At 40.6% G+C, this 17,539-nt stretch carries 22 protein-coding genes and 1 tRNA gene; 18 read left to right on the top strand and 5 right to left on the bottom strand.

Annotation, left to right across the window (positions count from 1 at the left end; translation table 11 throughout):
* The first annotated feature begins 43 nt into the window (after positions 1–43).
* The 4 genes from pstC to pstB (AAZR19_RS05745) are packed head-to-tail and all read left to right on the top strand — an operon-like array spanning position 44 to position 3,488.
* Positions 44–970 carry a phosphate ABC transporter permease subunit PstC gene (gene pstC, locus AAZR19_RS05730; protein ID WP_024422994.1) on the top strand — a complete coding sequence of 309 codons (927 nt, stop codon included), beginning with the start codon at positions 44–46 and terminating at the stop codon, positions 968–970.
* Positions 970–1,854, top strand: a complete 885-nt coding sequence (gene pstA, locus AAZR19_RS05735; RefSeq protein ID WP_025092964.1) for a phosphate ABC transporter permease PstA — start codon at positions 970–972, stop codon at positions 1,852–1,854. Before pstC ends, pstA begins: the two co-directional genes overlap by 1 nt.
* A gap of 23 nt (positions 1,855–1,877) precedes the next feature.
* Complete coding sequence (gene pstB / locus AAZR19_RS05740) at positions 1,878–2,690, top strand: phosphate ABC transporter ATP-binding protein PstB (protein ID WP_034280171.1); 813 nt, start codon at positions 1,878–1,880, stop codon at positions 2,688–2,690.
* Positions 2,691–2,705: 15 nt separating this feature from the next.
* Positions 2,706–3,488, top strand: a complete 783-nt coding sequence (gene pstB / locus AAZR19_RS05745; RefSeq protein ID WP_041106885.1) for a phosphate ABC transporter ATP-binding protein PstB — start codon at positions 2,706–2,708, stop codon at positions 3,486–3,488.
* Between the two features lie 43 nt (positions 3,489–3,531).
* On the opposite strand, the gene AAZR19_RS05750 is transcribed toward pstB (AAZR19_RS05745), so the two are convergent.
* Together AAZR19_RS05750 and AAZR19_RS05755 are read right to left on the bottom strand one after the other, a co-directional pair.
* Positions 3,532–4,032 carry an endolytic transglycosylase MltG gene (locus AAZR19_RS05750; RefSeq protein ID WP_024422990.1) on the bottom strand — a complete coding sequence of 167 codons (501 nt, stop codon included), beginning with the start codon at positions 4,030–4,032 and terminating at the stop codon, positions 3,532–3,534.
* Positions 4,029–4,376, bottom strand: a complete 348-nt coding sequence (locus AAZR19_RS05755) for a hypothetical protein (protein ID WP_024422989.1) — start codon at positions 4,374–4,376, stop codon at positions 4,029–4,031. The genes AAZR19_RS05750 and AAZR19_RS05755 overlap by 4 nt, the downstream gene beginning before the upstream one ends.
* A 413-nt stretch (positions 4,377–4,789) precedes the next feature.
* On the opposite strand from AAZR19_RS05755, the gene rpmG reads away from it, so the two are divergent.
* The 11 genes from rpmG to AAZR19_RS05810 all read left to right on the top strand — a co-directional run bounded on the left by rpmG (position 4,790) and on the right by AAZR19_RS05810 (position 14,429).
* The gene (gene rpmG, locus AAZR19_RS05760; protein ID WP_008360061.1) at positions 4,790–4,939 is read left to right on the top strand and encodes a 50S ribosomal protein L33; all 150 of its coding nucleotides are present in this window, start codon (positions 4,790–4,792) and stop codon (positions 4,937–4,939) included.
* 48 nt (positions 4,940–4,987) lie between these two features.
* Positions 4,988–5,548, top strand: a complete 561-nt coding sequence (locus AAZR19_RS05765; RefSeq protein WP_041106883.1) for a 5-formyltetrahydrofolate cyclo-ligase — start codon at positions 4,988–4,990, stop codon at positions 5,546–5,548.
* Positions 5,549–5,605: 57 nt separating this feature from the next.
* Complete coding sequence (locus tag AAZR19_RS05770; protein ID WP_241770461.1) at positions 5,606–5,863, top strand: hypothetical protein; 258 nt, start codon at positions 5,606–5,608, stop codon at positions 5,861–5,863.
* Positions 5,864–6,244: 381 nt separating this feature from the next.
* Positions 6,245–6,418: a hypothetical protein gene (locus AAZR19_RS05775; RefSeq protein ID WP_162176177.1), complete on the top strand. Its 174-nt coding sequence runs from the start codon at positions 6,245–6,247 to the stop codon at positions 6,416–6,418.
* Between the two features lie 86 nt (positions 6,419–6,504).
* The gene (locus AAZR19_RS05780) at positions 6,505–8,043 is read left to right on the top strand and encodes a rhomboid family intramembrane serine protease (RefSeq protein WP_076840968.1); all 1,539 of its coding nucleotides are present in this window, start codon (positions 6,505–6,507) and stop codon (positions 8,041–8,043) included.
* A 70-nt stretch (positions 8,044–8,113) separates the two neighbouring features.
* Positions 8,114–8,317 carry a YqgQ family protein gene (locus AAZR19_RS05785; RefSeq protein WP_008342322.1) on the top strand — a complete coding sequence of 68 codons (204 nt, stop codon included), beginning with the start codon at positions 8,114–8,116 and terminating at the stop codon, positions 8,315–8,317.
* Between the two features lie 13 nt (positions 8,318–8,330).
* On the top strand, positions 8,331–9,284 hold the full coding sequence (locus AAZR19_RS05790; RefSeq protein WP_076840969.1) for an ROK family glucokinase: 954 nt from the start codon (positions 8,331–8,333) through the stop codon (positions 9,282–9,284).
* 214 nt (positions 9,285–9,498) lie between these two features.
* On the top strand, positions 9,499–11,418 hold the full coding sequence (locus AAZR19_RS05795; protein WP_075623503.1) for an LTA synthase family protein: 1,920 nt from the start codon (positions 9,499–9,501) through the stop codon (positions 11,416–11,418).
* A gap of 85 nt (positions 11,419–11,503) precedes the next feature.
* A complete protein-coding gene (locus tag AAZR19_RS05800) occupies positions 11,504–12,628 on the top strand; it encodes a M14 family metallopeptidase (RefSeq protein ID WP_076840970.1) in 1,125 nt (374 codons plus the stop codon).
* A 156-nt stretch (positions 12,629–12,784) separates the two neighbouring features.
* On the top strand, positions 12,785–14,038 hold the full coding sequence (locus tag AAZR19_RS05805; RefSeq protein WP_163114805.1) for an MFS transporter: 1,254 nt from the start codon (positions 12,785–12,787) through the stop codon (positions 14,036–14,038).
* 76 nt (positions 14,039–14,114) lie between these two features.
* On the top strand, positions 14,115–14,429 hold the full coding sequence (locus AAZR19_RS05810; protein ID WP_076841038.1) for an MTH1187 family thiamine-binding protein: 315 nt from the start codon (positions 14,115–14,117) through the stop codon (positions 14,427–14,429).
* A 24-nt stretch (positions 14,430–14,453) separates the two neighbouring features.
* On the opposite strand, the gene AAZR19_RS05815 is transcribed toward AAZR19_RS05810, so the two are convergent.
* Positions 14,454–14,627: a DUF2759 domain-containing protein gene (locus AAZR19_RS05815; RefSeq protein WP_003217333.1), complete on the bottom strand. Its 174-nt coding sequence runs from the start codon at positions 14,625–14,627 to the stop codon at positions 14,454–14,456.
* A gap of 157 nt (positions 14,628–14,784) precedes the next feature.
* Here AAZR19_RS05815 and AAZR19_RS05820 point away from each other — a divergent pair, with 157 nt between their 5' ends.
* Complete coding sequence (locus tag AAZR19_RS05820; RefSeq protein WP_076840972.1) at positions 14,785–15,423, top strand: MBL fold metallo-hydrolase; 639 nt, start codon at positions 14,785–14,787, stop codon at positions 15,421–15,423.
* Between the two features lie 46 nt (positions 15,424–15,469).
* Here AAZR19_RS05820 and AAZR19_RS05825 read toward each other — a convergent pair whose 3' ends face one another.
* The gene (locus tag AAZR19_RS05825) at positions 15,470–15,712 is read right to left on the bottom strand and encodes a DUF2626 domain-containing protein (RefSeq protein ID WP_003217440.1); all 243 of its coding nucleotides are present in this window, start codon (positions 15,710–15,712) and stop codon (positions 15,470–15,472) included.
* A 212-nt stretch (positions 15,713–15,924) separates the two neighbouring features.
* Here AAZR19_RS05825 and AAZR19_RS05830 point away from each other — a divergent pair, with 212 nt between their 5' ends.
* Positions 15,925–16,305, top strand: a complete 381-nt coding sequence (locus tag AAZR19_RS05830; protein ID WP_007501232.1) for a Spx/MgsR family RNA polymerase-binding regulatory protein — start codon at positions 15,925–15,927, stop codon at positions 16,303–16,305.
* A 55-nt stretch (positions 16,306–16,360) separates the two neighbouring features.
* Here AAZR19_RS05830 and AAZR19_RS05835 read toward each other — a convergent pair.
* Positions 16,361–16,431: transfer RNA gene (locus AAZR19_RS05835), tRNA-Gln, on the bottom strand.
* A 97-nt stretch (positions 16,432–16,528) separates the two neighbouring features.
* On the opposite strand from AAZR19_RS05835, the gene AAZR19_RS05840 reads away from it, so the two are divergent.
* The gene (locus AAZR19_RS05840) at positions 16,529–17,404 is read left to right on the top strand and encodes an STAS domain-containing protein (RefSeq protein ID WP_056767330.1); all 876 of its coding nucleotides are present in this window, start codon (positions 16,529–16,531) and stop codon (positions 17,402–17,404) included.
* Positions 17,405–17,539 lie beyond the last annotated feature (135 nt).

Consider the following 17,539-nt stretch of genomic DNA (forward strand, 5'->3'; position numbering starts at 1 on the left):
TTTCACTTTTCCTTTTATGACATTCATAGGAGTGTAGAAAAAGATGAAGCAGATAGAACATACAGAAGCGAGCGATCGGCTGATCAGCTCGAAGAAAAATAGGCAAATGGATGAAGTAAGAGGAAGTATTTTGGTGAAATTCTGCGCATTCTTAATGATTGCAGTATCCATCGCCATCACAATATTCCTTGGCATTAAGGGTTTACAATCTTTCATCGTAAATGGTGTAAGCCCAATTGAGTTCTTAACCAGTATCAATTGGAACCCAACAGCAGAAAACCCGGAGTACGGTGCATTTCCTTTTATCTTTGGATCGATCGCCGTCACGCTTCTATCGGCACTTATTGCAGCGCCGCTAGGCATCGCAGGAGCGATCTTTATGACAGAAATTGCACCTGCATGGGGCCGGAAAATTCTCCAGCCAGTCATCGAATTGCTTGTAGGGATTCCATCCGTTGTTTACGGATTCATAGGTCTTACAGTATTGGTGCCGTTTATCGGACATTTCAAGTCAAGCGGCTCAGGGCACAGCGTGTTAGCAGGAACGATTGTCCTTTCTATTATGATTCTGCCAACCGTTACTTCTATTGCAACTGATGCAATGGCTTCCCTTCCAAAAAGCTTACGTGAGGGATCCTATGCACTTGGCGCTACAAGATGGCAAACGATTAGACGTGTGCTTGTACCGGCAGCTCTTCCAACATTAATGACAGCAGTCGTTCTTGGAATGGCAAGAGCATTTGGTGAAGCCCTTGCCGTTCAGATGGTCATTGGAAACACGCGTAATTTACCAGAGAGCATTATGGATACAGCTGGTACATTAACAACCATTATTACGTTAAACATGGGTCACACAACGTATGGAAGTGTTGAAAACAATACACTTTGGTCAATGGGGCTTGTCCTTCTAGTTGTATCGTTTATGTTCATACTCATTATCAGATACTTGTCGTCTAGGAGGAAGATTTAATGAATAGCAAAATGACCGATCGTTTTGCCACGTTTGTTTTTGGATTATGTGCCGCCATTATTACGGCGATCCTAGTTGGTTTGTTTTCTTATATCATCTTCAACGGTGCAAAAGAATTAAATTTTGACTTTTTGACAACCCGCTCAAGTGCAATTGGCTCTGGCGGCGGTATTAGGGATCAGCTGTTTAACTCGTTTTACATTTTGTTTATAACAATGCTGATCACAGTACCACTTGGTGTCGGCGGCGGAGTGTACATGGCTGAATATGCGCCTCAAAACAAAGTCACTGATTTTATTCGCACATGTATTGAAGTGCTGTCTTCACTTCCTTCTATTGTCATTGGTATGTTTGGTTTACTCATGTTTGTCAATTTAACAGGCTGGGGCTATACGATCATCGGAGGAGCTCTTGCGCTCACGGTGTTTAACCTGCCAGTCATGGTCAGGGTGACAGAAGACGCGCTTCGCTCTGTACCGAAGGATCAAAAGGAAGCATCACTTGCGCTCGGTGTGACGAAATGGCATACAGTGAAGACAGTCCTGATTCCTGGTGCGATTCCTTCTATTATTACCGGTGCGATTTTAGCATCAGGAAGAGTCTTTGGGGAGGCAGCAGCGCTTCTTTTCACAGCAGGTCTCACCACACCGCGTCTTGACTTTACAAACTGGAGTCCATTTTCTGATACGTCACCGCTGAATATTTTTAGACCGGCAGAAACATTAGCCGTTCATATATGGAACGTCAATACACAAGGAATCATTCCAGATGCAGAGGCCATTGCAAATGGTGCATCAGCCGTACTTGTGCTTTCAGTTTTAGTATTCAACTTAGCAGCTAGATGGCTTGGTTCATTTATTCATAAAAAGCTTACGTCAAAATAATGCGAGAGAGGTGTGAAGGGGATATGGTTCAAATGCTAGCAGAAAAAAAAGAGATTGCAGCAAAAAAGGCTCCACTTCAAGCGGAACAGATTTTACAGGTGCAGGATTTAAGCATTTATTATGGTGAAAAAAGAGCGGTCAATCACATTTCATTTGAAATTGAGAAGAACGCAATTACCGCATTAATCGGCCCATCTGGGTGCGGGAAATCAACCTTTTTACGCAGCATTAACCGCATGAACGACTTGATCCCAGGTGCGAGAAGTGAAGGTGCGATCATGTACGAAGGGCTCAATATTTTGGATGACCGCATTAATGTGGTGAATTTACGAAGAGAAATCGGCATGGTTTTCCAAAAACCAAACCCATTTCCTAAATCGATCTACAATAACATTACCCATGCGTTAAAGTATGCGGGTGAAAAAAGAAAATCAGTGCTTGATGATGCGGTAGAGGAAAGCTTAACAAAAGCGGCGCTGTGGGATGAAGTCAAAGATCGTCTGCACCGCTCGGCTTTGTCATTATCCGGCGGTCAGCAGCAGCGCCTTTGTATTGCGCGTACGCTTGCGATGAAGCCCAGCGTTCTTTTGTTAGATGAACCCGCTTCTGCCCTAGACCCGATCTCAAATGCAAAAATTGAAGAGCTATTATCAGAATTGAAAAATGATTATTCGATCGTCATTGTGACACACAACATGCAGCAAGCGTTACGTGTATCTGATCATACGGCCTTTTTCCTGAACGGTGATCTAGTAGAATATGATGCCACTGAACGTATCTTTACACGTCCTGCGCAGCAAAAAACAGAAGACTATATCAATGGTCGATTTGGATAAGGCGGGTGGATTTTGATGAATGCAGTAGCAACTGAAACAGCAAAAAAAGAAGTGTTTCGTGTGAATGATATGAACCTTTGGTACGGACAGCATCACGCACTGAAGCATATTGATTTAGACATTAGAGAGCATGAAGTCACAGCAATTATCGGTCCGTCCGGCTGCGGAAAGTCAACGTTTATTAAGACCTTAAATCTTATGGTCAAAACAGTGCCAGGTGTGAAAATCACCGGAGATATGATGTATAACGGCGACAATATTTTAAAAGGCCGCGTTGATCTAGTGGAACTGCGTAAAAACGTCGGGATGGTCTTTCAAAAAGGAAACCCATTCCCTCAGTCTATCTTTGATAATGTCGTCTACGGACCAAGAATTCACGGCGTGAAGAGCAAGCAGCAATTGAAAGAAATCGCTGAAAAAGCGCTTCGTGATGTTGCCCTTTGGGATGAAGTGAAAGATCGATTAAGTGCACCTGCATTAGGTCTTTCCGGCGGTCAGCAGCAGCGTCTTTGTATCGCAAGAGCTATTGCCACAAGCCCAGACATTTTACTAATGGATGAACCAACATCAGCGCTTGATCCTGTCTCAACATTAAAGATTGAAGAATTGATTATGAAATTAAAAGAGAAATACACGATTGCCATTGTGACGCATAACATGCAGCAAGCGGCGAGGGTATCAGATAGAACAGCCTTCTTTTTAATGGGAGAGCTTGTTGAGGTCAATGATACGAATGTGATGTTCTCTGAGCCAAATGATCAAAGAACAAATGATTATATATCTGGTCGATTTGGTTAATAAAAACCCCCTGGAGGTCAGCGCCGCCAGGGGGTTTTTGTTGTTATTTTGTTAAGGCTTTGACGATTTGTTTAAACGTCATCCCTGTTTTTAAATTGAACTTGCCTGCACGAATTTCTTTATGGTAGCCGGCGTCAATCACGTAATCATTAAAATCTTTAGACGAGTTGATGATTCCGTCCTTTTCAAGCATGTCTGAAACATCACTTGTGCTCATCCCGTTTTTAATAACAAATTTGACCGATTTGCCTTTAGGCTTGTCTGATGTTTCTTTATCATTTTTCGAATCGCCGTCTTCATTTGCCTTCAGTGCTTTTTCTTTATAATCAAGAAGCTGCTGATATGTTTCACGGCTGACAGAGACTTCTTTTTTAGAGTCTAAATAGTTTTTCACGTCGGTGTCTGTTACTTTCGCTGCGAGCGTTTCTTTTGTGGTTGTATCAGCCGCCGCTTCATCTTTTCCAGTGAGGAAAAAAACGATCGCCAGAACACCAGTTGCAAGAATCATACCTGCCGCAAACGTTTGGATGCTTTTTTTCGTCATACAAGCACCTTCTCATTGTCTTTAATGATCATGTTGACCTCATCTACAGATACATGCTCAGCGCGCGCAATGGCCTCAGGAGACATGCCATTTTGATGCTTTGAAATGATTTGTCTTGCGATAGATGGATCAATTTCTGAATGTTTGCGGACGACAATGTTTGTTTCAAGCAATTCTTCTTCAAGAACCTTCATTTTCTTTTTCAGTTTATAGATTTCTTGCATTGCAGATAGTTGAAGCGTTTCAAGTTCCTGCTCGACTTCTTTAATCGGCTCTCTTTGAAAATATGAGAATGCGATCAGTACGATACTGACAACAAGCAATCCGATAATTGCAATTTCCATGTTTCATCACCTTTTATTCATATTTTAATGCTGAAAGCCATAAAAGGCTTTCATGATCGTTTCAGACAGTTTTCGACCCTTCTTTTTTATACCATAAAAAAGCTAGTTTCAAAAGGAATTGCTGAAAAAATCACCTTTTTTTCATCTTTTTTCTTTTTATATGAAAAACGAGTATGAAAATCTTGCTCGCTGTCAAAATAAAAGAGGGTTCCTCATGTATACAGTACGACAAAGATTGAGGTTTTATAGGGGAGCAGGCCATTTTTCATGAAATGACGGTGTGATATGGATCAGAACGCGGACGGGATTGACTGAAATTCAAATTGGTGAAAAAACATTCTAGCATTCCTAAGCTAGAAGTGGTATTATAGTTAGGTCTGAATGTGAATTGATTTTAGTTTGGAGGGAAAAACATGCGCGTAAATATTACTCTAGCTTGCACTGAATGCGGTGAGCGTAACTATATTACTAAAAAGAATAAGCGAAACAATCCAGATCGCGTTGAATTCAAAAAGTATTGCTCACGTGATAAAAAACAAACTTTACATCGTGAAACAAAGTAAGCAGCAGGGAATTTTCCTGCTGTTTTTTTATGATGGGAGATGATCTGTGTGAAAAAAGAGCTTCGTCTTCAAACATTAGCCAAGCTGGACCAGATGAGTGCTGAGGAATTCAAGCGAAGCACCGCTTTACTTCATGAGCACTTGTTTCAACTGTCATCATGGAAACAAGCGAATACGATTGCACTCACCATGTCTAGAGGAAAAGAGGTACCGACAATGCCTCTCATTGAAAAAGCCTGGCAGGAGGGGAAAACAGTATGTGTACCCACCTGTTTTCCGGAAACAAAAGAGATGACGTTTTATGAATATACACCGGAAACGAAAATGATCTCCCGCTACTTTGGGCTAATAGAGCCAGACCCTCTGACGTCGGCCGCTGCATCTAAAGAATCAATCGATTTGATCATTGTGCCTGGTGTGTGCTTCGATCGAAAAGGCTACCGTATCGGATATGGGGGCGGCTATTATGACCGCTACTTAGCTGACTATCACGGCGAAACGCTTGCCCTTTGCTTGACAGTACAGCAAACCGAGCATATTCCGGCTGAAACGCACGACATCCCAGTCTCAATCATGGTCAGTGAGAAAGGTACCATATATCCAAAATAAAAGTCCGCTGCTTATACGTAAGAACGGGCTTTTTGTGTTGAGCGAAGGTGCTTGCTTATGATCAAAAGTCACATGAACGATAGCGATCAACAGTCTTCATTAAAAGGCATTTTAGCTGACGGAGGATATGTTTTGAAAAAATGTCGTGGAAAGAAAAGATACTTCCGTCATATGTGGGAGGAAGTAAATACTTGTGACTTAAAACTTGATCGTGATTCATGGTTTTATTTTTGGCATACGCACCTTGATTTTTTTGGAGTCGGGGAAAATAGTTTAAAAATAAGAAGAGAGCATATCAAAGCTCATATCGCTTGATATCATAGGCTGCTAAAACAGCTTGAAAGCTTTGAAAAGCCATACCAAACTTGGATGTGTATTCACGAACATGACCCTGGTTAAGACGCTGTATATGTTCATACACCAAATCCATACGACAGTTACTTCCCGCATAAGGTGGAGGAGTTAGAGCGGAATTGTAAGCTGCCTCATACTTTCAAGGATTTAATCGACCTTCATCAATTTGATGTTTCTTATGATCAATCAGAGTGCGGAGAGGTCTATTATATTCAATCAAAAGAACAAGGGATTAGATTGTGAAGGCCTGCTTATGAAAGGAACCTTTTAAGCGATAAAAACGATGGTTCATGCATAAACAAATCCTATTTAAGCCACGATACGAACATAGGAGGGAATATGATGAATAAAATGATTTGGAGCATTGTGTTCACACTGTTTGCATTCGTTCTCGTGCAAAATCGTTATCGGCTCATGAATTTGGTTTTAGGGCAAAATCAAGTCCGACACTTTTTGATTAAATGGCTGATGAAAATCCCATATTTTCGGACGAAATTTATTCGCCAAGCATTCTAATCCCGCAAAAGCCGGGATTTTTTTGTTTAGAAATGCGGATAAGAACGATTCTTGCTATAATAATGTAAAAAATGGAGCGCGAATGTATGAATGTCATAGATAGTTTATTTTGGCGAGTTGTTGATGAACTAAGACAAAAAGGATACGAGATGATTCAAAGTCCGTACCCAGAAGATGAAATATTTTTTGAAGCACCACGAAACTCAGGTTATGATCTCATCCGTCTATATAGAAAAGATGTGAATTTCAGGCAGGAGATCGTTCGAGATATCGAGGAGCAAACATATCGGATCAATCAGCTGAGAGAAGCTATGCGTAAACGATCTCTTCATCTCCTGCAGCTGCAATTTACAACTGATGTTCCAGTAGATGATTGGGAAGACCTAAACGGTCAGCCGCAAAAAGAGAATAAGGTGACAGTTACTCCTGTATTACTCAATGCAGACACGCTTCAAAACGATGTAAACGAACTGCAAAAATGGCTGAATACATCGCTTGCAGTAAATGTAGAAGAAGCGAAGAGAGACACAGCTGAGGATGCAATGCAGCTGAAAAGGAACGTGCTTCAGGCATTTGATGATCAGGAAAAACAGCGAGAACGAGAACGGGCCGTGTTTCAAAATGGCAGACCCATTTTTACCTACTTGCTGATCGCTGTCCAAGTGGTGATGTTTCTTTTACTTGAGCTGTCAGGCGGAAGTACCAATACCGCAACTTTAACAGCATTTGGTGCTAAAAATAATGTGCTGATTTTAGAGGGTGAATGGTGGCGCCTGATTACACCAATGTTTTTACATATTGGCTTGACGCACTTACTCTTTAATACTTTTGCTCTTTGGTCCGTTGGAGCGGCTGTTGAGAGAATTTATGGGTCGGGAAGATTTTTGCTCATCTATTTCATTTCCGGCATATTTGGTTCTATAGCGAGCTTTGTGTTTAATACGGCAATTGCAGCCGGCGCATCTGGCGCGATCTTTGGCTGCTTAGGCGCACTGTTATATTTAGCCATCTCAAACCGAAAGCTTTTCTTTCGGACGATGGGGACAAATATTATTGTCATTATCCTCATCAACCTAGGAATAGGCTTCACTGTATCAGGTATTGATAATGCAGGGCATCTTGGCGGCTTGGTTGGTGGTTTTTTCACGGCATTAGCTGTCCGTCTGCCTAAACAGATCCAGCCTGTCAAAATGCTTCTTGCGAGTGCTGCTTTGCTCTTTATTGGCGGTTTTGGATTGTATACAGGGTTTCATTCTGACGATCAAAAGGAAGCAGCGGCAACAAGTGAGGCAGCAAGTTTATTTGATGAGAAAAAGTATAGCGAAGCAAGTGAACGACTAGAGGAATATGTGCACGATAAAGATGCATCAGCTGAGGCACTTCATATCTATGCACTATCGGAAGCGCAGCAGGGCCAACTTGATAAGGCTATTCAATATTTACAAAAGTCGCTTGAAAAAGATCCAGATGATCCAAATAAACTGTATCATTTATCGCTTTTATACGTAGAAAAAGGAGAGACAGCGAAAGCAGAGGATCTATTAGCGAAAGCGTTAAAACAAGATCCTCAAAATGATCAATTTTTAAAGCTGAAACAATATATCGAAAATAGTCAAACACGTTGAATGACTTGACTGAAATCGCATTTATGAATACGCTTATCCTATCTGTTGATGAAAAGAAATGGTGGAAACAATGAAAACGTTATATGATGTACAGCAGCTGCTCATGAGATTTGGAAATTATGTGTATTTCGGAGATCGTGAAGTAGAATTAGAATTTATGGCAGACGAATTGAAGGAAATGTATACATCGGGTATCATTGACCGGACCGAATGGTCAAACGCAATGACGATTCTTCAAATGGAGCTAGCCAAATTAAATCGAAAAACAATGTGAAGGTGGAGGGCATATGACAGGGGATTGGTTTGTAGGTATTGATCTTGGCGGTACGACAATTAAGCTTGCGTTCATTAATCTATATGGTGAAATTCAGCATAAGTGGGAGATTCCTACGGATAAATCCGGGCAGACGATCACAGTCGATATTGCCAAATCAATTGACCATAAACTGGTTGAGATCAGTATGCCGAAATCAGCACTTATTGGGATCGGAATGGGTGCGCCTGGACCTGTAGATAAAGTATCTGGCATCGTCTATAAAACAACGAATCTGGGCTGGACAAACTACCCCTTGAAAGATCACCTAGAGGCAGAGACGGGACTTCCATCTGTCATTGAAAATGATGCGAATATTGCTGCACTCGGTGAAATGTGGAAGGGTGCAGGTGATGGCGCAAAAAATATCCTGATGGTTACACTTGGAACAGGGGTTGGCGGCGGCATCATCGTCAACGGTGAAGTTGTTCAAGGGGAGACAGGTGCTGGCGGAGAAATTGGCCATATTTGTGCCGTTCCATTTCAAGGAGCACCGTGTAACTGCGGAAGAACAGGCTGTATTGAAACGATCGCATCTGCAACTGGCATCGTCCGGATTGCAAAGGATAAATTAGAAACCGAGCATCATACATCTTCACTTGGCAAGCTCGCTTCGCTATCGGCAAAGAATGTATTTGAAGCGGCAGAAAATGGAGATGATCTTGCAATGCGTGTCGTAGAAGAAGTGACGACACATCTTGGACTTGTCCTAGCGAATCTTGCTAGTGCTTTAAACCCAACAAAAATTGTAATTGGCGGCGGTGTTTCAAAAGCAGGTGAGCTTCTTCGCAGTAAAGTAGAGCGCATTGTGAAACAACATGCTTTCCCGCCTTGCGCTGACGATGTTGAAGTGGTAATTGCATCACTCGGAAACGATGCGGGTGTTATCGGCGGTGCATGGATGGCAAAAACCAAATGGCTGTCTTGAACAAAAAAGTCATAATGATGTCATTTTTATTAAAAAAAGCGATAGATAGGCATGAAATTGGATGTTTAGCATATTCATAAGTTTGTCATGAGGAAAAAGACATTGATTTTCCATCATATACAGGATAAGATATACTTTAGTTATTTTTCTAGAAGCACCAATAATTAGGGTATATCTAGAGACCTGGGTGCGCGCTTAGCATAAGGAGGTTACAATGCGAAAGAATAGATTAAAGGCGATTTCATTTTTACTGATTGCGACATTGCTGATGTGGGTCAAAACCTATGTTATCTATAAATCTAGCTTCAATATTAAAATTGAAAATTTCATGCAGGAGTTTATCCTGTTTATTAATCCGCTTAGCTTTCTCTTGTTTATCTTCGGTATCGGTTTATTTTTCAAAGAAAAAAATCGCAATCGATATATTATCGTGACAAGCTTTATCCTAACATTCGTTTTGTTAGCCAACATTGTGTTTTATCGATTCTATAGTGATTTTCTAACCATCCCCGTCCTATTTCAAACAAACAATATGGGTGACCTCGGGTCCAGTATTACCTCTTTAATTGAACCAGTCGATTTACTGATGTTTGTTGATATTATCATTTTAATTTGGCTCTATAAAAAACAGCCTTCCTTTAGAACAGATGTCACAGTTTCACGAAAAGAACGAGCAGCATATTACTTATTTGTGGCAGCTACATTTTTCTTTAACCTTGGTTTAGCTGAAACAGAAAGACCAGAACTGCTTACTCGCTCATTTGACCGTGAGATGCTGGTGAAAAATATCAGCTTATATAACTTCCATATTTATGACGGGGTATTGCAATCGAAGCAGTCCGCTCAACGAGCCCTTGCTGACAGCAATAGCTTAACTGAAATTGAAAACTATGTAAGCGCAAATCAAACGGACCGTAATGAAAAGACATTTGGTCAAGCAAAAGGACGAAATGTCATTCTTGTATCACTTGAATCTACACAGAGTTTCGTGATCAATGAAAAATTAAACGGGAAAGAAATTACTCCGTTTTTAAACAAATTGATCAAGAAGAGTTATAACTTTACTAATTTTTATCACCAAACAGGTCAAGGGAAAACATCTGATTCAGAGTTTATTGTAGATAACTCTCTTTATCCACTTGGAAGAGGGGCTGTGTTCTTCACAAATCCAAGTAATGAGTTTACAGCGACACCTGAGCTGTTAAAGGATGAGGGCTACCACTCTTCTGTTATTCATGCGAATAACAAAAGCTTCTGGAACCGTGACCTTATCTACGATAGCTTTGGCTACGATAAGTTCTTTGATATTAAATCATTTGATGTGAATGAAGAAAACTCAGTTGGTTGGGGACTGAAAGATGGTCCGTTCTTTGAGCAGTCCGCTGAATTAATGAAATCGATCCCGCAACCTTTCTATACGAGATTGATTACATTAACGAACCATTTCCCTTTTGATTTAGATGAAGAAGATAAGCTCATTGATGAATATGATTCAAAAAGCAAAACACTGAACAAGTACTTCCCTACAGTGCGTTATCAAGATGAAGCCCTTAAGCTTTTCTTTAAAAAGATGAAGGAAGCTGGGTTATACGATAACTCCATTTTTGTTTTGTATGGGGATCACTACGGAATTTCTGAAAACCATAACGAAGCCATGGGACAATTCTTAAATAAAGAGATTACGCCATTTGAAGAAGTGCAGCTTCAAAAAGTCCCGTTTGTTGTACACATTCCAGGGGTAACGGATCAACATCCAAAAGAAATTGATACGGTAGGCGGTCAGGTCGATATCCGTCCAACTGTACTCAATCTTCTAGGGATTGATACAAGTAAACAAATTCAATTTGGTCATGACCTTTTATCAAAAGATAAGAATGACTTTACAGTACTCCGTGATGGAAGCTTTATAACGAAGGACAGCATTTTTACAGATGGTGTTTGCTACAATAAAGAGACAGGCGAGCCAGCAGAAGATAAAAATGTGTGTCAGTCTTATGAAGAGAAAGCGAAGCAGGAGCTTCAATTCTCTGATCAAATCATCTACGGAGATCTCCTTAGATTTTATGATCGAAACAGCCCGGACCATTCACCATCCAAAAAAGAAGGTGAAACGGAGCTGAAAAAGGCGTCCTAATAGATGAAAAAACCTCTGCTATTTTAGAAGCAGAGGTTTTCTTTTTTTGTCTGACGGCTCATATAGTATGAGAGGAGGGATGTAAATGAAGACAACGTCGTTTGGAAAAATTGAATGGCAGCTGGATGAAGCAGGGAGGGATGCTGTGGCAAAGCAGCTTGGTATTGGCAAAGCTGCTTTTCATTTATCTAATCAAACAAGCACTGATAACCTTCTTTTGCCGGGATATAGACTTCCAGAAGGAGTCCATGTATTTAATTCTATTGGTGATGTGCAGAGATTTATTGCACCTTACAGACTGCAGCAATCCGATGATTGGATTAATGGAACATTTGAATATGATAGCGCTCAATTAGAAGAAGAGCTGAGCCGCTTGAAAGCCGTATTTCCTTTTCTTCATATTAGCGTCATTGGCCATTCAGTGCTTGATACACCTATTTATGAGATCCGAACAGAGCCTGTTCAGCATTTACATTCTATTCATCTCAATGCCTCATTTCATGCAAATGAATGGATCACGACGTCTGTTTTATTAAAATGGTTGAAATCGCTTTGCTTAGCAGCGTCAGATCCCGTTCAGGCAAGACATTATGAAGCGGTTCATATCCTGCAGACCACCGCTTTATCCATCGTGCCAATGGTCAATCCAGATGGAGTGGATTTGGTTCGTAATGGACCGGAGTCACTAGGTCTTCATCGTGAAGAATTCACACTGCTAAACGATGGATATTCCGATTACCGGGAATGGAAAGCAAATATTCGAGGGGTGGATTTAAACAATCAATTTCCTGCTTATTGGGAGATCGAGTACTATCGTCATCAGTCGAAGGCACCGTCCTACCGGGATTATCCAGGGCGCGAGCCATTAACAGAACCAGAAGCGAAAGCGATGGCAAATCTTGCGTTGCGAAAACGATTTGACCGGCTGATCGCCCTTCATACACAAGGAGAAGAGATCTATTGGGGGTTTCTTGGCCATGAGCCAGCCATCTCAAAAGAAACGGTCAAACGATTCGAACTAGTAAGCGGCTACAAACCGATCCAATATCTCGACAGCTATGCAGGCTATCGCGATTGGTTTATTTATCAATTTCATAGTGAGGGCTATACAGTCGAGCTTGGTCTAGGGAAAAATCCTCTTTCCATAGATCAATTTGATTCGATCTATGAAAAAACAAAGCGGCTTTTGTGGGAAGCGTGTAAGTGTTAAAAGCACCTGTCTGGTGCTTTTTCATATTTTGAGAAACAATCAATTGCTTATGGTCAATAAAAACAATGTTGAAGCAATTGACGAAGGCCTCCTTGTAAGCTATTGTGAAAGATATGGATGTAAAAAAAAGGATATGATTTAGGGAGATGTCGACTATTGAGTGCTCAAAGCCTGTGGAAAAGAAATTTTACTTATTTATTTGTTTCTAAAATGTGCAAAATTACGGCTGATAGTTTATCTTTCAACACCATCTTGTGGCTTTTAGTACTAGGAGGGAAAGGGGCCATAGGGACAGCTTTTTTTATTGCAGTCAGCTTTGTTCCTCAAGCGATTGTTGGACCATTTATTACGCCTATGATGAAGCCGCATCAATTGAAATTTTGGATGTGTTTTGCTGATTTAACACGAGGAGCAATTATCCTTGTGATCGTGGTTAGTTACTTTTATGGTTTCACACCATTAGTCCTCATCATTGGCTGTATGCTGCTGCATTCGGCGACAGGAGGCTCCTATGAACCGGCATCTGTATCGATTATTCCAAAGCTTGTCCATGAGGACCTCATACAAAAAGCGAATGCAACGATCCAATCAGCAAGTCATGTAGTAAGACTTGTGACGGTCACGATTTGTGGTGTCATGATTGCATTTGTAGGTGTAGGTTATACAATGCTTGTGATCATTCCTCTTTACCTTTTGTCCGCTTTATTGGTGTTCATGATTTCATATCAAACAGAAGCCATCATCGATAAAGCCAAAAAAGGGTTATCTTACGGCAAAAGATTAATTCGAGGTTTTTCACTTGTTAGAAGCCACCATATTTTGTTTCCATTAGCGATTTTTTGTGTCTGCTCAAACTTTGCTGCGGCACCATGGGAAGCATTGTCTGTTATTTATTTAACGGAAGACTTACATAGTGGACCGGTCGTCTATTCATTCATCAAAGTCACAACCGCACTAGGGGCATTTTTGATGGGGTTTGTTTTGACAAAGATAAAAGTGAATCGGTATGGATTGCTGTTTATAGGTGCTGGGATTGTTGATGGAATCGCCTTCTTTATCACAGGTATGAACGCATTGTTACCACTTGTGTTTATATCAGCTTTTGCTTTAGGAGCAGCCATTAGTGCAGTTAACGTACCCGAACATACGATGATTCAATTGTCAGTAAAGGCAGAGGATCAGCCGCAAGTGTATGCGATCATCAACATGATTTCCTACTTGATGATTCCGTTAGGCGCCCTCATTGGCGGTTATATGGCAACCCTGTTTGGGTCTGGGTATGTCATTGCGGCCGGCGGCATCATTGAAGCTGTTTCAGGTATATGCCTGCTTCTGTTTACAAAGATCGGGAAGGTAGAGAGAGCAGATTTGACGATAGAACGAGACAAACCTGCCGTAAACGCAACGTAAGCATGGCATGATTGAATGAGGATAGGTTACAATGAGGACGAGAAAACATGAGAATTTAATTGAAAGGGGAAAAATTATGGCTATAGCAGACGTCACCATCATTCCAATAGGCACTGAAACACCAAGTGTCAGTGCTTACGTAGCAGATGTACAAAGAATTTTAGAAGGCTTTCAACAAGAAGGGAAAATCAAATATCAATTAACACCGATGAATACGTTAATTGAAGGCGAATTATCCGTTTTATTTGAGGTCATTCAGCGAATTCATGAAGCCCCTTTTGAGAAGGGATTGCACCGAGTAGCGACCAATATTCGCATCGATGACAGACGGGATCAAACCACAACACTTACAAGCAAATTAGAAAGCGTGAATAAGCATTTAAATCCATAAAAAAAGCCTGCTATAAGCAGGCTTTTAATGTGCAGTTGGATAACCGCTATAGATGATGGTCATGACAGTGAACCATCCAAAAACCAAAAATGTAGCGCCTGCAAAAGCGATGGCAAGTACGTTCACTTTTTTTAGTGAGCGATAGATGCCGAGCGCAGCTAAAATCGTGACTAGACCAAAAATAATGACGAGCATCATGTGAAAGTCCCCCTTTGTCATCAATCCCCTTGATTTCCTTTCTTTTCATTTTAACCGTTTTCATAAAGCTTGTCGAGTAGATTCCAGTTGACGATTGTTTGAATTTTTATTGAATAGCCTTCATAATAAAAAAGAATGAATAAAGTAGGTGATGAAAATGAATTGGAGAAGAATGCCACTAGGCTATGTACAAGCGAACGCATATATTTGGAAAAATGAGCAGGGAGAGTGCTTAATTTTTGATCCAGGCGGTGAAGCGCAAAAGCTGATTGCTTATGTAAAAGAAAAACAGCTCACACCGCTTGCTGTCTTATTGACACATGCTCATTTTGATCATATTGGCGCGGCAGATGAGGTGCGCGAAGAGTGGGGAGTGCCGCTGTATGTACACGAAAATGAAAAAGAATGGCTCACGAATGCTGAATTAAACGGTTCAGCTCGATTGATTGGGAATGGAATTACGGTCAAAGAAGCTGAAAAATTGATTACGTCAGAAGGAACGCTTCAAATTGGATCTTTTACATTAGAAATGTTCCATACACCAGGGCATTCACCAGGCAGTGTGTCTTACTATTCGGCGGAAGAGGGCTTTGTTATTTCTGGTGACACGCTATTTGAAGGCGGCATCGGGAGAACAGATTTAGTAGGCGGCAGTCAGGAAGTGCTGCTACAATCAATCCATCATAAATTATTGTCATTGCCAGAATCAACTCTTGTTTTAAGCGGACATGGCAGGGAAACGACTGTGCTGACGGAGCAGGAGCAAAATCCGTTTATTAATGGATTTTCTCTTTAATTGCAGGCATGAAAAAGCATCTCTTCTAAAGAGATGCTTTTTTCAATTAATGTCCGGTACCGGGAACCATGATGAAAATCGAATAATATGTAAATCCGGCAAAGAAAATCGTCAAGTACGCTCCGAAAATGTAAATATACATTCTTTCGGATAAATTCAAGTAGGATAAAAATACAAAAAGAACGGTTTGACCGAAGAACAGCAGCGATGCATCTTTCATATGTCCTAAATAGAACATGACAGCAAAAATACCCGTCCAAAAGCCAAGCACGCGGAACATGCGATTCATTTCTTTCCCTCCCCTTAAAAACCCCTTTGATTCATATTATAGCTGATCACCACTTGTTATGTAAACATTTACATTTTTGACATCATGTGAACAATTTATTTTGAATGTAGAAAAAATTTTTTTGAAAAAATGATGAAAAAGTGTTTATGCCGAAAAGCATGAGGGTACTTACTCCATAAGAGAAAAGGTTAACGACCTAAGGAGGAAGACTAATGAGTGACATTACTTTTTATTCATACCCGAGCTGCACGTCTTGCCGCAAAACAAAACATTGGTTAAAGGCGAATCAAATTGATTTTAAAGAGCGTCACCTTTTCAGAGAAACGCCAACACTAGATGAATTAAAAAAGATTCTTTCTTTAACAACTGAAGGAATGGATGAAATTTTAGCCACACGAAGTCAGGCTTTTAAAAGCTTAAATTTAAATATTAATGACTTAAAAGTAAACGAGGTCTTACAGCTTCTCATTGAAAAACCAAAGCTGCTACGGAGACCAATCATTATTGATGGAAATAAATTGGTAGTAGGTTATAATCCAGGAGAACTCATGAAAATATCAAAAAAGAAAGCGATTCATCAATCAGTTTCCTAATAAAAAACGAAGATCAGCTGAAACAAGCTTCAGCCGTCTTCGTTTTTGTGCTGAACTGGGCTAGCTGGGTTCGAACCAACGATCACGGAGTCAAAGTCCATTGCCTTACCACTTGGCTATAGCCCAATATCAAACGTGTAATGTTATTGTTCACCATCTGCGGTCATTTATACATAAAAGTTGTATGTCACGAGTTTTAGTGAAAAAGGAGCGAAAGAAATAAATGAAAAATGAAAAATCAAAGCAATTATACGAATTTATCCTAAAAGAAGCCCCTGTCATGACCGAAGAATGGCTAAAAACAAGAACAGAAGAAGGCTCATTATATTCTAAACATGCTTCAGAGGAAACGGAAAAGAAGCTGAAGGAACAGAACACAGCGTTTATTCAAACCATTGCAGCCACGCTTGTGACGCTGTCTGACAAAGTAGAAAACCATTTGAAAAAGTGGTCTGTTGATATTGCACGTGATCGAGCAGTGCACGAGGTGCCGTTATATGAAATCATTGGACAATTTAAGATTTTCCGCCACATTTTCTGTTCGAGAATTGAGACATTCACCCAAGAAACAGAGCTTGAAGTGACGCTGCAAGATGTGTGTCAGTGGAATCAGCACTTTCACGCCACATTTGATGACATGATTGAGCGCTTATCAGAAGAATATGACCGCGTGACAATCAGTCAGCTGAATGCACAAAGAGAGATGATTCAAGAACTGAGTGCACCTGTTATTCCAGTATCAAAGGAAATTGGGATTTTGCCGCTGATTGGAGAGATCGATACGTACCGGGCCAAAATCATTCTGGAATCCGTACTAGAACAGGCTTCAAGACTGCGTCTAACGCACTTATTTATTGATATTTCTGGTGTTCCCGTTGTTGATACGATGGTGGCCTATCAGCTGTTTAAAGTGGTCGATAGTGCGAAGCTGCTAGGAATTGAGACGATTATTTCAGGCATCCGCCCAGAGATCGCTCAAACTGTAGTGAAACTGGGCATTGATTTCTCAAAAGTAAATACTGAGCATAGCCTTGCAAAAGCGTTAGAAAAAAGAGGATTTCGTATCTTTGAAGAGCAGCCGCAAGAAGCCACATCATGACCAAAAAACCTGTACTTGTAAAAGTCAGGTTTTTTTATATGCTCTTTTCTAAAAAATGATGTAATGCATCGTGAGTTGAGGGTTTTCATCATTTATTAGTCATGAAAATGATAAATTGCTCTTTTGTCATTCACG

Source organism: Bacillus sp. Je.9.29.b (assembly GCF_051129925.1).
GTDB lineage: Bacteria > Bacillota > Bacilli > Bacillales > Bacillaceae > Bacillus > Bacillus safensis.